Source organism: Aestuariivirga litoralis (assembly GCF_003234965.1).
In the GTDB taxonomy this organism is placed as follows: Bacteria; Pseudomonadota; Alphaproteobacteria; order Rhizobiales; family Aestuariivirgaceae; genus Aestuariivirga; species Aestuariivirga litoralis.
Window position 1 is genome coordinate 25,392 of sequence record NZ_QKVK01000016.1, and the last position, 13,774, is coordinate 39,165.

Below are 13,774 nucleotides of genomic sequence, written 5' to 3' on the forward strand. Positions count from 1 at the left end.
GGCGCCACAGGCCCATAGACTCTAGACGGAAGCAGGAACGATGCAGGTTACCGAGACGCACAGCGCTGGCCTCAAGCGCGAATACAAGGTGGTGGTTGGCCAGGCGGAGCTCGACAAGGAGCTGAACGCCAAGCTGGCGGACATGTCGAAGCGGGCCAACATCAAGGGCTTCCGCCCCGGCAAGGTGCCGGTGGCGCACCTCCGCCGCGTCTATGGCAAGTCGGCCATGGCGGAAGTGCTGCAGGACGCCGTCGATTCCCGCTCCAAGCAGCTGCTCGAGGAAAAGAACCTGAAGCCGGCCTACCAGCCGGAAGTGAAGCTGCCGACGGACGAGGCCGAGATTGCCGCCGTCATGGACGGCAAGGGCGACCTCGCCTTCACCATGGCGCTGGAAGTGATCCCCGATTTCGAGGTGAAGGACCATTCCGGCCTGTCGCTGACCCGCCATGTGGTGGAGGTCGCCGAGGACCAGATCGACGAGACGCTGAAGCGCATCGCGTCGCAGTCCAAGAATTTCGACGAGAAGCAGGCTGCGGCGGAGAAGGGTGACCGCGTCACCATCAACTTCGTCGGCACCATCGATGGCAAGGCCTTCGACGGCGGCACGGCGGAAGACGTGGCGCTCGAAATCGGCTCTGGCCAGTTCATCCCCGGCTTCGAGGACCAGCTGATCGGCGCCAAGGCCGGTGACGAGGTCACGGTGAAGGTGTCCTTCCCGGCCGACTATGGCGTTGCCGAACTCGCCGGCAAGCCGGCCGAATTCGCCACCAAGGTGACCAAGGTCGAGGGTGCCAAGGAAGCCGCCATCGACGAGGACTTCGCCAAGAAGATGGGCTTCGAGGACCTCGCCAAGCTGCGCGATACCGTGAAGCAGAGCATGGGCGCCGAATTCGCCCAGATGAGCGCCATGAAGCTGAAGCGCGACGTGCTCGACGCGCTCGACAAGGAATATGCCTTCGAACTGCCGGAAAAGCTGGTCGAGGCCGAGTTCAACGGCATCTGGAACGCGCTCCAGGGCGAGATGACCCGCTCCGGCAAGTCCTTCGCCGACGAGGGCACGACGGAAGAAGAGGCCCGCAAGGAATACCGCGCCATCGCCGAGCGCCGCGTGCGCCTGGGCCTGGTGCTGGGCCGGATGGGCGAGAAGCAGGGCGTGGTGGTCTCCGAGCAGGAACTGCAGAACGCGCTGATGAACCGCATGCGCCAGTTCCCCGGCCAGGAGAAGATGGTCATCGACTACTACCGCCGCAATCCGGGCGCCATGATGGAACTGCGCGGGCCGATCTTCGAGCAGAAGGTCGTCGACGGCATCGTCGCCACCGCCAAGGTGGACGAGAAGACCGTCACCAAGGACGAACTCCAGAAGATGGTCGAGGACGAGGAGGAGATGGCTTCGGCCTGATCCCCTCCGACGGACCGAGTTCGAAGCGGCCGGGCCCCCAGGGTCCGGCCGTTTTGCTTTGGGGGCGTGGCCTTCGGGAGACCGGGGCGGAACGTGGTGCGGTGCTGCGCCGCCCCCGCGCCTCCGCGCGCCCCGCGTAGCCAGGGTGCCCCCTCGCGCGCCCCGTGCCCCCTTCCCCTCGTCGCCGGGCTTGTCCCGGCGATCCTTTCGGGACGCCCGAAACAGGATGCCCGGGACAAGCCCGGGCATGATGGGATGGAGGCAGGGGTGCATGGCCGGGCGAGGCCCGCGCCATGCAGCGGGCTTTATTTCTAGTTGAAAAGACCGCCAAAATCGCAAAGATGCACCGAAGGGGGTGATGAACCTTGCTGATACTCGTCCGCATCGTGCTCGGGTTCCTGGGCTTCGTGACCAGCTGGTTCATCTCCTATTGGATCTATTTCGCCGGTTATGACCTCGCCGGCAGCCCGTTCCTGGGGCGCGGCGTGCCGTTCCTCCTTGGGATCGGGGTGGCCATCTTCATCCTCGCAGCCACCGAGCACCTGCAGCACGGGCTTCTCTCCTCGATCGTGCTGGGCGCCGTGGCGCTGGGCGGCATCGGTTTCGTCGCAGGCTTTTTCGGCCCGATGATCCTCGACCCCGGCGCCAGTCAGGGGCCCCTGTTGAGCCTGCTGATGACGGGGCAGGGCGGCTTCGTGCTGGGCGGCCCGCTGGGGGCGCTGTGGTGGTGGATCAGGCAGCGGCGCGCTGCGGCCTGAGCCCTCACATCAGCCAGGCCTTCACCTGCTCCGCGGTGAGGTTGCTGCCGCAGAGGACCGTTGCCACGCGGCGGCCCTTGAAGCGGGCGGGGTAGGCCTGGATCGCGGCGACGCCGGCCGCGCCCGAGGGCTCCGCCATCAGGCCGGCCGTCCGGAAGAGGCTGCGCATGGCGGTGATGATGTCGGCGTCCTCCACCAGCAGCACCTCGTCGACGAGGTGCTGCATGTCTTCGACGGCTTCCCTGATCGGGACGCGGACGCCGATGCCGTCGGCGATGGTGGCGACCGAGGGCGGGAAGACGAGCGTTCCGCTGCGCCAGGACTTCTCCATGGCATCGGCGCCCTTGGCCTGCACCCCGATGACCTCGATCCCCGGATGTGCGGCCTTGGCCCAGCGGGCGATGCCGGTGAGGAGCGCGCCATTGCCGAGCGGCACGGCGAGGACGTCGGGCCTTTCGGGCCCTGCCAGAAGTTCGAGCGCGATGGTGGCGGCACCCTCGGCCGCCTCGGGATCGAGGCCGTCGGCGACCCACAGGCCCCCAGTGGCCCTGGCATGGGCCTCCCCGGCCTGCTTGGCGGCGTCGAAGTCATGGCCGGTCAACACCATCTCCGCCCCCAGCGCCTTCATGCGGGCGACCTTGAGGGCATTGGCCGTCGTGGCGGCGAAGAGGGTCAAGGGGATGCCATGGCTGCGGCAGGCATAGGCCAGGGCCTGGCCCCAGTTGCCGGCACTGGCACCCACGAGGCGGCGGCCCTTCAGGCTGCCGTCCGCCACGCGCGAGGCCACCAGATAGCCCGCCCCCCGGCCCTTGAAGGAGCGGATGGGGTTGGCGGTTTCGAGCTTCAGGGTGAGGAAACAGGCAAGCGCCTCACTCAGGGGTTCGCAATTGAACTGCGGGGAATTGCGGAAGACCGGATCGATTACCGTGGCCGCCCGCAGCACGTTTTCGAGGCGCAGGCGGTGGGCGGGCATGGGGTCGGCGGGAAGGGTGAAGGCGAAACTTTTCATGGGGTTCCGGATTGCTGTGTGCAGTGGTTCACTTTTCGCATGGCAGGCCAAGCCCTTGCAAATGCTGGGCTTCGCTTCAACCAGGGATTAACGCTGGTGGGGAAGCCTCTTCCATCCTCCCGCAGGCTCACCTATCTAAGGATCAACACATAACCCGATTCACCCGAAGGACATCCATGCGCGATCCCGTCGAATTCCTGACCACCGGCGCCTTCTGGCCCTCCGTCATCCAGCAGGAGAGCCGGGGCGAGCGCGTCTATGACCTTCCCTCGCGCCTGCTGCGCGAGCGCATCATCTTCATCACGGGCCCGATCGACGACAACGTGGCGGCGTCCATCTGCATGCAGCTCCTGTTCCTTGAGGCGGAGAACCCCAAGAAGGAAATCTCCATGTATATCAACAGCCCGGGCGGTGTCGTCACCTCCGGCCTGTCGATCTACGACACCATGCAGTTCATCCGCTGCCCCGTTTCCACCACAGTAATGGGGCAAGCGGCGTCCATGGGCTCGCTCCTGCTCACGGCGGGCGAGAAGGGGATGCGCTTCGCGCTGCCCAATTCCCGCATCATGGTTCACCAGCCTTCCGGCGGCTACCAGGGCCAGGTCACCGACATCCTGATCCATGCCAAGGAAGTGGAAAGCCTGAAGCGCCGCCTGAACGAGATCTACGTCCACCACACCGGACGCGACTACCAGACCATCGAGGATGCCCTCGAGCGCGACAATTTCTTCACTGCTGAAGCCGCCCTCGCCTTTGGCCTGATCGACAAGGTCATCGAGAAGCGCGCCGCGCCGGCGGAGGGGAAATAGTCCCCGAATTGTCTACCACCGGGCATTGCGCCGGTGGGGCAGGTGGTAATCAATTCTTGATTAACCATGTCTGCCCATGCTGAATACATGATTTGATCCGGTTCGCCGGACCCCGTGACGGAACTGCGGCAATGGCGGTGAAGTCTTGTTAGAGACTGCGTGCGTATCATGCAGCACATGTCCAAGGAGATGGAATGAGTAAGGCAACGGGGAGCGACAGCAAGAACACCTTGTACTGCTCCTTCTGCGGCAAGAGCCAGCATGAGGTCCGCAAGCTGATTGCGGGCCCGACCGTGTTCATCTGCGATGAATGCGTGGAGCTGTGCATGGACATCATCCGCGAGGAGAACAAGACCTCGCTGGCGAAATCCAAGGACGGCGTGCCGACCCCGCACGAGATCCGGAAAGTCCTGGACGACTATGTCATCGGCCAGGAGCACGCCAAGAAGGTGCTCTCGGTCGCCGTGCACAATCATTACAAGCGCCTGAACCACGCCCAGAAGAACAACGACGTGGAACTGGCGAAGTCGAACATCCTGCTGGTCGGCCCCACGGGCTCCGGCAAGACGCTGCTGGCCCAGACCCTGGCCCGCATCCTGGACGTTCCCTTCACCATGGCGGACGCCACGACGCTGACCGAAGCCGGCTACGTGGGCGAGGACGTCGAGAACATCATCCTGAAGCTGCTGCAGGCGGCCGACTACAATGTCGAGCGCGCCCAGCGCGGCATCGTCTACATCGATGAGGTCGACAAGATCAGCCGCAAGTCGGACAACCCGTCCATCACGCGTGATGTGTCGGGCGAGGGCGTCCAGCAGGCGCTGCTCAAGATCATGGAAGGTACTGTTGCCTCCGTGCCGCCGCAGGGCGGCCGCAAGCACCCGCAGCAGGAATTCCTGCAGGTGGACACGACCAACATCCTGTTCATCTGCGGCGGTGCCTTCGCCGGCCTCGAGCGCATCATCAACCAGCGTTCCAAGGGCTCGGGCCTCGGCTTCGGCGCCGAGATCCGTTCCAACGAGGACCGCCGCACGGGTGCCGTGCTGCGCGAGCTGGAGCCGGAAGACCTTCTGAAGTTCGGCCTCATCCCCGAATTCGTCGGCCGTCTGCCCGTCGTGGCCACGCTCGAGGACCTCGACGAGGCAGCTCTCGTCCAGATCCTGGTCGAGCCGAAGAATGCGCTGGTCAAGCAGTACCAGCGCCTGTTCGAGATGGAAGGCGTGAAGCTGAACTTCCCCGAGGAAGCTCTCGGCGCCATCGCCAGGCGCGCCATCGAACGCAAGACCGGTGCGCGCGGCCTCCGCTCCATCATGGAGTCGATCCTGCTCGAGACCATGTTCGACCTGCCCGCCATGTCGGACGTCGAGGAAGTTGTGATTTCCAAGGACGTGGTGGACGGAACGGCCAAGCCGCTCCTCATCTATGCCGACAAGCAGGGCGGCAAGGCCACCGTCTCCGCCTGAACTTCGTCCTGCAAGTAATTGGAATGGCCGGGTGAATGCCCGGCCATTTCGCGTTAAGCGTCCTCTCCCGCTGGAGGAGCGGGAGAAGACGAGCCTTGGAGCGCATTGAAATTTCCTCATGCACTCTCCACATCTGACCCGACGCTGAGGCTGCTCTTTGGGGGGATTTATGCGTAGAATACGCGTGAGACTCACTGATTTGCGGCTCGACGACACAAGAACCCGGGCGCCCTTGTTTGGCGGCTTTTCCGCGCCAGACTCAGAGGCGGCCCATGAAAGGAAGTAGTATGAGCAACACGACCCCTGCAGGAAGCTACGAGACGATCCCGGTCCTGCCGCTCCGCGACATCGTCGTCTTCCCGCACATGATCGTCCCGCTCTTCGTGGGGCGTGAGAAGTCCATCAAGGCACTCGAGGAAGTGATGCGCGAAGACAAGCGCATCCTGCTCGTGGCGCAGAAGAACCCCGCCGATGATGATCCGGCGTCTGACGCCGTGTTCGAGGTGGGAACCCTGGCGCAGGTGCTGCAGCTTCTGAAGCTCCCCGACGGCACTGTGAAGGTGCTGGTGGAAGGCTCCGACCGTGCGCGCGTGCACGGCTTTTCGGCCCGCACCGATTTCTTCGAGGCGGAGGTCGAGGTGCTGCCGTCTGACGCCGGAACGCCTGCGGAGACCGAGGCGCTGGCGCGTACCGCCGTCTCGCAGTTCGACAGCTATGTGAAGCTGAACAAGAAGGTGCCGCAGGAAGTGCTGGCCTCGGTGGGCCAGATCACCGACCCCTCGAAGCTCGCCGACACCATCGCCGCACACCTCGCCATCAAGATCGCCGAGAAGCAGGAGCTTCTCGAGATGACCTCGGTCGCGCAGCGGCTGGAGAAGGTCTATGCGCTGATGGAAGGCGAGATCTCGGTTCTCCAGGTGGAGAAGCGCATCCGCTCGCGCGTCAAGCGCCAGATGGAGAAGACGCAGCGCGAGTACTACCTGAATGAGCAGATGAAGGCCATTCAGAAGGAGCTCGGCGACGGCGACGAGAAGAACGAGATCGACGAGCTCGAAGGCCGCATCAAGAAGACCAAGCTCTCCAAGGAAGCGCGCGAGCGCGCCGACGCGGAGATCAAGAAGCTCAGGCAGATGAGCCCGATGTCGGCGGAAGCCACCGTCGTGCGCAACTATCTCGACTGGCTCTTGGGCATCCCCTGGGGCCAGAAGAGCAAGGTCAAGCACGACCTCAAGTTCGCCGAAGACGTGCTCGATGCCGATCACTTCGGCCTCGACAAGGTGAAGGAGCGCATCCTCGAATATCTCGCGGTGCAGAGCCGCACCAACAAGCTGCGTGGCCCCATCCTGTGCCTCGTCGGCCCGCCCGGTGTGGGCAAGACCTCGCTCGGCAAGTCGATCGCCAAGGCGACGGGCCGCGAGTTCATCCGCATGTCGCTGGGTGGTGTTCGTGACGAGGCCGAGATCCGCGGCCACCGCCGCACCTACATCGGCTCGATGCCCGGCAAGGTCATCCAGTCGATGAAGAAGGCGAAGAAGTCCAACCCGCTCTTCCTGCTCGACGAGATCGACAAGATGGGCATGGACTTCCGCGGCGACCCGTCAGCGGCTTTGCTGGAGGTTCTCGACCCCGAGCAGAACGCGACCTTCATGGACCACTATCTCGAGGTCGAATACGACCTCTCGAACGTGATGTTCGTGACGACGTCGAACACGCTCAACATTCCGCCGGCCCTTCTCGACCGCATGGAGATCATCCGGATCGCGGGCTACACGGAAGAGGAGAAGCTCGAGATCGCCAAGCGCCACCTGCTGCCCAAGGCAGCCGAGCACCATGGCCTTCAGGCCAAGGAGTTCGAGGTGACGGAGGAGGCCCTCTACGAGGTCGTCCGCCGCTACACCCGCGAGGCGGGCGTGCGTAACCTGGAGCGTGAGGTCAACTCGCTCGCCCGCAAGGCGGTGAAGGAGATCATCACGTCGAAGAAGAAGAAGATCCAGGTGACGCCCGAGGTGGTGCACCAGTATCTCGGCGTGCCGAAGTTCCGCTATGGCGAGGCCGAGCGCGAGGACCAGGTCGGTGTCGTCACCGGCCTTGCCTGGACGGAGGTGGGCGGCGAGATCCTGACGATCGAAGCCCTCATGATGCCGGGCAAGGGCAAGATGACGGTGACCGGCAACCTGCGCGACGTGATGAAGGAGTCGATCTCGGCTGCGTCTTCCTACGTCCGCTCGCGCGCCACGTCGATCGGCGTCAAGCCGCCGGTCTTCGACAAGCGCGACATCCACGTGCACGTGCCGGAAGGTGCAACACCGAAGGATGGCCCGTCGGCCGGTATTGCCATGGTCACCGCGATCGTCTCGGTGATGACCGGCATCCCCGTCCGCAAGGACGTGGCGATGACGGGCGAGATCACGCTGCGTGGCCGCGTGCTGCCGATCGGCGGCCTGAAGGAGAAGCTGCTCGCGGCACTGCGCGCCGGCATCAAGACCGTCATGATCCCCGAGGAGAACGTGAAGGACCTGAGCGAGATCCCGGAGAACGTCAAGAAGGGTCTCGAGATCATCCCGGTCTCGCGCATGGACGACGTGCTGAAGCATGCGCTGGTCCGCATGCCGGAGGCGATCACCTGGGACGAGGCGGCCGAGGAAGCGGCCGCCGCCGCCCGCGCCGCGGCCGAGAAGGCCGGCGAAGGGGCAGCCCGCGCCCACTGATCCTCATCCACCCAAGCTCGAGGGCCGCCTTTCGGGGCGGCCCTTTTCGTTTCTGCCGCAAGATCGTGCAGAGGCCGCGCGGCGCGCCGCGAAAACTTGAAATTCGCTACGAATCACCGACACATGGATCTCGTAATGCGTTTCGGGCGTGGCAACTCAGCGAGGAGACGGAGCAGCCCAGAGTTCGTTTCTGGAACCACCCAAATCACATCAGCCCCGTGCGCCCTCAGAACCCGCACGGGGTTTTTCTTCGGCTTGATTGTGGGGTCCGGGAAGGCTAAGCCACCCGCGGAAGGGCGATTAGCTCAGTTGGTAGAGCGCTTCGTTTACACCGAAGATGTCGGGAGTTCGAGTCTCTCATCGCCCACCATAAATCACTGAAATAATTGGCAAAAGATAGCCCATTGAGGGCTCCGTTGGTTGCTTCAAACTGGTGTCAGCACAGTGTCAGCATCGAGTGCGAAGTGATTATCGAAGCGGCGCTCGCGGGACTCGACTTTCAACCGCATCCCAATAATCTACCCGCGGTGTTCGTTTCCTGTGCCAGGGCATCGGGGGAGTGAGGGCATCACACCCTCACCAACTCCCGCTCCCCGTGTCTCTTGCCGGGTCCGCGTAGACGCGCAGACCAGCGCCATCAAGGCGGGCAACCTGGGGTGACTTGAGGCGGCCCAGGAACCGGATCGAGCGAGGGGTGCTGCAGCGCCACGAGCGATGGTCCGGCCGATGCAGCTGTGAACGGCGGATATCCGTTCGACGGCCTAGAACTCACAACCCTTGTGGTTCGTGAGCGCTCACCGAACCAGAAAGGATGAGGGCCAATGGCCCGCTCCAAACTGGAGACGAAAGTGGAGATCAGGATCAATTTCGCCTCATGCCTCTGGCCTGTCGTGTGGTTGATTGCTGTATTCCTCACATAGTCGGGAGGCCCCAGGCTAATCCCTGGGGCTTTTCCTTCTTGAGAGTGGATACAACATCGAGACCGCGCTCAGCTGCGATGGCCTTGGCTTCGGGTGTGAGACCGGCGATCTTCACGGCGCGCTGCACTTTGGTGCGACCTAGCCAGGTCGCGGGCTGATTTGCGTTCGCAACTCGGGCCGGCCACCTTGGGGTCTTGGAGCAACTTGCGCCAAAACCTGCTCGGCCAGTTCCACCCACCGGGAGACTTGCTCCGAACGCTGCACCAGCCTCAATTCCACGCAGTGCAGGGTATCGCTGATCTCCCACATCTCGGCCTGTTCGCGGCTCAAGGCATCGGGATCGCTGAGCCGAACCTTCTGGACCACCCCCTCGGTCCTTGCCGGTTTCACACACCAAGGCGTAAAATGACACCATGTAATTTTCAGGGTTTGGAGGTATCCATGCGGCGTCTGGTGGTTGCGGCGACTTTTGGCGCCGTCTTCGGCGTGTTGCCGGCTCATTCGGCTGTTGTCGTCGCCCCGTTCAATTGCACCACGGGCACGATTTGTGGCACGGCGTTGATGAAGATTCCGAGCAATTACGGCAATGGTTCTGTGTATTCGGTTAGCTGTGAGTGGTCGGCCGGGACCGTAACCAAGCTGGAACTGAATGTGGCGTCTGCAAACGGGGCTACAATCTACGAAAAGATGTTCTTTCCAATACTCCCCGAGGAAAAGACCGCCCGCGCCGCAACAAAATCGGTTGTAAGAGGATCGGCCGCGTATTTCCTTCCCATTGACAATACGACGGGCCAGTTACTTAGGGTCGTCCTAACGACTAGCACAGCAGGTGCAAACAAGGGCACATGCTACATTGTGAGGCGAGACTAACGCCCCTGCCCGAGAAGCGATAGGAGCCGTTGTCAACGGCTGGCCTGCTCTAGCGCCTACCGAATCGCAACTGTAACAATCTGCTAAATACGAAAGGTGTGGTACTCAGCGGTCAACTCCAGCGCCGGTTCGTCAGCAGCGTGAGCAAGGCGGCTTCGACTGCCCCCCGTCTGGCGGCGCTCCTCAGCCACCGCGATCGTCCGCGCACGGTGGGCGTTCAGAAGTCGTCGCCAAATGCCCACACCATCCCTCCGCCCCGCCGCGCTGGTCGGCCCCTGCATCTCCCCCAGCACGCCGTCGACGATCACGGCAGAGCATTCGAGGCAGCCGCCTTGCCTGGCAAGTGAGACGGGGGCGCTTCACAAAGACCGTGCCATATTCCGGGGCGGTTTCCACGCCCTCCGATGAGATGCTGTGGCACATTGGGGCGGAGCGGATCACTTTGGACAGGTAGCAATCAATACGATACCAAGCCGGTCAAAATAGGCTTCGGCTCCGCACACGAAGCGTGTGTATTCATCTCGAACCACTGCTTCAGGATCCCGTAGACGTAGAGCGTTACCAAACCCCAGTCGCTCCAGATTCACGCGCAAGAAACCCGAATCAATACCTAAATAAAGCGGATCTGTATGTCGCTTAGATCAAAAGCACTCAGCAACCGTGAACCAAAGCACGCGGTCGAGCGCGCGCCGGGATTGATCAGCCGCACCACGCGTGCCGACGACCCTCCCAAGGCCATGCAAGCCCCTCAGCGATGAGAACATCTCCAACCGACCGTCCGTTAACAAGAACGAGTCTCAATTTCCGGCCATACTTGTCGCTGTCGCGCGTGCCCGCTGCTCGGATCTCGACCGCTCCCGAATTAAGCAGTTCAAGCAGCCGGAATTTTGCCTTCTGTCCCTTGGCATACTCGCTTGGACATTTGGATTCAGAGATTTCAGGCGTATCAAAATCCAACATGCGAATGCGCTCCCCATTGACCTCAATTGTGTCTCCGTCGATCACGCAATCCCGCCCTAACGAAATTCCACAAAGGGCGAAGTTACCTGACACTGTCAATAGAGTTGCGCTGACAGGCTGAAGAAAACGCGGCAGATTGCCATCGGTCGCTAGATGGGTAGCCAAGCCACCCACGATAGTTGCGCCAGCGAACGCCGCGCCGAGCGCCTACTTGTTACTTGAAAGGTGCAGCGCCTCCCTCTTGGGAGGCATTAGTCTGTTCCAGGGTCCAGGGCGTCGTTTAAACCGATAATTCCCCATTCAAAGCTTTCTCCCAAGATTGTCTTGGGCGTCAACCGATTACGAACGTGTTCAAGGCGACACCGCCCGCTCATTCAGGAGCCCCATGTTGGGTCTGGGAGCAACGAACGTACGTGCTCGCCCCAGGTACCGGATCCTTTACCGGCTGAGCGCTGTCCTGCCCGTCTGATTGGGTGGACTCCTGCCAGGTAACAATTGTCAAGGAGGTCGCCTTGGCCACGCGCGCTTCTAGCGGCCCGTTAGGCTCCCCTGATCCATCCCATGGGTAGTTGACGAACCACAAAGAACGGCCTGTCCAGGCCATTCCCTCCCCACTGCCAGACATGGACGCCTCCAGCACGACCTGTGTCGGCCATTCGGCCCGAATGCGAGTGACCTCGTACTTGTCACCCGACTCCCACGAGGTTTCGGCATCGAACTTAAAGCCGGCGCGGCTGACGTGCAGGTCTGGGTATAGCTCTGTATCGGGGGTGATAGGGATGTTCGCGCACTTTCTCGGGTTTTCCGTGCTCACCCAGCCATCTTCAAGCTGGAGGATTGACAGAACTTCGCCGCTCAATTCCTCGCCGCTCGCCGGGGACGAAAGCGACCCCATAATAACCCCGGCCAAAAGCAGACCGGGCCGTATAAGCCTGCGAACTGGACGCTTCATCAGTTTTTGCACTCCACCAGATATGTGAACCCCTGCGCCAACTCGGCGAGACTAGGCGTATCAAGGGGCGTGCCGGATTCCGCAGCCTGATATGTAATAGATGAGCCGTCGAGGAAGTTCATGGCAACGCTCGACTTAATTGCGAAATTAACGTTCTGCGGGATGTCGCCAATCGCCTCTGCTGTCTTCAGGGCATCGAGTTTGCTCACTACGACGCCCACGACGCGCCCTTCCCTGTCCAATACAGGGCCGCCGCTGTTTCCTGGCTGAACAGGAGCAGAGATCTGATACTGGCCCGAGTTATTTCCAAGGCCGGCAAGAGACGTGATGTTTCCTGTGACTACATTCCCGCTTGAACCAAGAATGCTGGCCAGCGGGAAGCCGTATACAACCACGTCTGACCCCGCTTTGGGGTTCACGCCTGTATGGAACTTGGCAACTGTTCCGCTTAGCGATCCGCTGATCTTGATGACAGCGAGGTCGTTAGTCTCGTCGCTGGCAACTAGGCTGGCTGCCGCGGGCACATCGCCTGGACGACGCACGGCAAGATCACGACACTTTCCCGCAACGTGGTAGTTTGTGAGAACGTGCCCCTCGGGTGAAACTCTAAAGCCTGTTCCCGTGCCGCTACGGGCCTCCTCGGATCGCGGCGGCGGTTCAGGCGACGTGGGTGTCGGCGCGGGAGTCCTTGGCTGATTTTCAGTCGTCGCGTCTGTCTTCCGACCTAGTGGCATAAAGGAATTGGCGAGAAGGATGGACAATTTACCGCCCATCGTGTCCCAACTCCCACTCCATGCCAGCGTGAATCCAGAGGAACCACCTTGGATCCGACTTACCCAAGTGTAGAAATTTCGACCCCTGTAGGCTCCGCTGACCACGAAATAGTTCGTCTTAAGGGTGTTATACGAGATCTGCCTTCGTTCCGTGGGTTCGCTCATCTTCTCGTATAGCGCTTCGAACGTCTTCTCGCCCCTCGGATAAGCAAAGAAACTGAGTGATAGGTTCTTGTCGGAGCGCTCATACGCTAGGCCGTGGTCAGTCGTGGTCTGGGTATCGAACAACCGAAGCGGAACAAGTAGATCAGAGCCAGTCTCTGGCAAGCGCACCCAGTCCGCACCAGTCTCGGTGTAGAAGCGATCGGCTTCCCTGCTAAGCAGGTTACGCTCTGATGGCGTAATCATCCCATCCACCAGAGCACCGCTTCGCTGTTCGAAAGCCAGGATGGAGCGATACAATCGCTTAGTGAATCCGTAATCTATGAGCCCTACGAAGTCGCCAGTTCCTATCAAGCCAAGAACTATCTCAGCCTGCTCACTACTACTGAGGCTCTCAAAGTAGCTCCTTGCCTGAGGATAGTCGGCGAGTGCACCGCTCGACCAAGTCGTCAGCAGCGAAAAGGCACACACGAGGGAGGTTGAAGTCCTGCTATGGCTAACTGATTTGGGCATTCCACTTATACACCGGCTCCAGTCTGCTGATACTGATGCGCACTCCCGTTGAGATCAAGCATTCCTTAAACAAGATAGATATGATTCTCTCTAGATTGAGGAACCCGCCGCAATCGACCTCTGTTTCGCTATCCTGAAAGGAATGGCTTGAGGGGGACGGGCCTTATGCGTTCATCGCGCGCCGCCACTATTCGAAGTGTCGCTCACGAAGGCGTTGGCCAACGCCGCACGGGACTACTGGCACACTATCTCCTGGCCCCCGACGGAGGCCAAGGCTCGAACATTGCCCACCGCTTACGGGCGTGGAGTAGCATTTGTTCGCAGTTCCGGTGCAGCGAGCGGGCAAAGATATTCACGCCATTGGGACGGCAGGCTGAACATGCCACTTGGTTACCGTCCGCAGCAGGATGAACGGCCCTCGGTAGTCGAACCTCCGGCGCTCATTGGCGAGGTCTCGCAGCCTCTCCCGGAGCTC

Annotated in this window: 9 protein-coding genes and 1 tRNA gene; 7 read left to right on the top strand and 3 right to left on the bottom strand. The window is 61.7% G+C overall.

The genetic code is table 11. From position 1 onward, the window contains the following. Positions 1 to 40: 40 nt before the first annotated feature. Together tig and DK847_RS19940 are read left to right on the top strand one after the other, a co-directional pair. A complete protein-coding gene (gene tig / locus DK847_RS19935) occupies positions 41 to 1,402 on the top strand; it encodes a trigger factor (protein WP_111200306.1) in 1,362 nt (453 codons plus the stop codon). A gap of 365 nt (positions 1,403 to 1,767) precedes the next feature. Then, complete coding sequence (locus tag DK847_RS19940; protein ID WP_111200307.1) at positions 1,768 to 2,160, top strand: hypothetical protein; 393 nt, start codon at positions 1,768 to 1,770, stop codon at positions 2,158 to 2,160. Positions 2,161 to 2,164: 4 nt separating this feature from the next. On the opposite strand, the gene DK847_RS19945 is transcribed toward DK847_RS19940, so the two are convergent. Continuing rightward, positions 2,165 to 3,169, bottom strand: a complete 1,005-nt coding sequence (locus tag DK847_RS19945) for a threonine ammonia-lyase (RefSeq protein WP_204508417.1) — start codon at positions 3,167 to 3,169, stop codon at positions 2,165 to 2,167. Positions 3,170 to 3,345: 176 nt separating this feature from the next. Here DK847_RS19945 and DK847_RS19950 point away from each other — a divergent pair, with 176 nt between their 5' ends. The 5 genes from DK847_RS19950 (at position 3,346) to DK847_RS19975 (ending at position 9,939) form a co-directional block, all read left to right on the top strand. Next, positions 3,346 to 3,978, top strand: a complete 633-nt coding sequence (locus DK847_RS19950) for an ATP-dependent Clp protease proteolytic subunit (protein WP_111200308.1) — start codon at positions 3,346 to 3,348, stop codon at positions 3,976 to 3,978. Positions 3,979 to 4,172: 194 nt separating this feature from the next. Beyond that, the gene (gene clpX, locus DK847_RS19955) at positions 4,173 to 5,441 is read left to right on the top strand and encodes an ATP-dependent Clp protease ATP-binding subunit ClpX (RefSeq protein WP_111200309.1); all 1,269 of its coding nucleotides are present in this window, start codon (positions 4,173 to 4,175) and stop codon (positions 5,439 to 5,441) included. 287 nt (positions 5,442 to 5,728) lie between these two features. Then, positions 5,729 to 8,149 carry an endopeptidase La gene (gene lon, locus DK847_RS19960; RefSeq protein ID WP_111200310.1) on the top strand — a complete coding sequence of 807 codons (2,421 nt, stop codon included), beginning with the start codon at positions 5,729 to 5,731 and terminating at the stop codon, positions 8,147 to 8,149. Positions 8,150 to 8,443: 294 nt separating this feature from the next. Continuing rightward, positions 8,444 to 8,519 (top strand) — tRNA-Val (locus tag DK847_RS19965). A gap of 991 nt (positions 8,520 to 9,510) precedes the next feature. Further along, positions 9,511 to 9,939, top strand: a complete 429-nt coding sequence (locus tag DK847_RS19975) for a hypothetical protein (RefSeq protein WP_111200312.1) — start codon at positions 9,511 to 9,513, stop codon at positions 9,937 to 9,939. 699 nt (positions 9,940 to 10,638) lie between these two features. On the opposite strand, the gene DK847_RS19985 is transcribed toward DK847_RS19975, so the two are convergent. Together DK847_RS19985 and DK847_RS19995 are read right to left on the bottom strand one after the other, a co-directional pair. Next, entirely contained in the window at positions 10,639 to 10,944 is a 306-nt protein-coding gene (locus DK847_RS19985; protein WP_111200314.1) for a thermonuclease family protein, read from the bottom strand. A 906-nt stretch (positions 10,945 to 11,850) separates the two neighbouring features. Next, entirely contained in the window at positions 11,851 to 13,257 is a 1,407-nt protein-coding gene (locus DK847_RS19995; RefSeq protein ID WP_161957402.1) for a S1 family peptidase, read from the bottom strand. Positions 13,258 to 13,774: the final 517 nt, after the last annotated feature.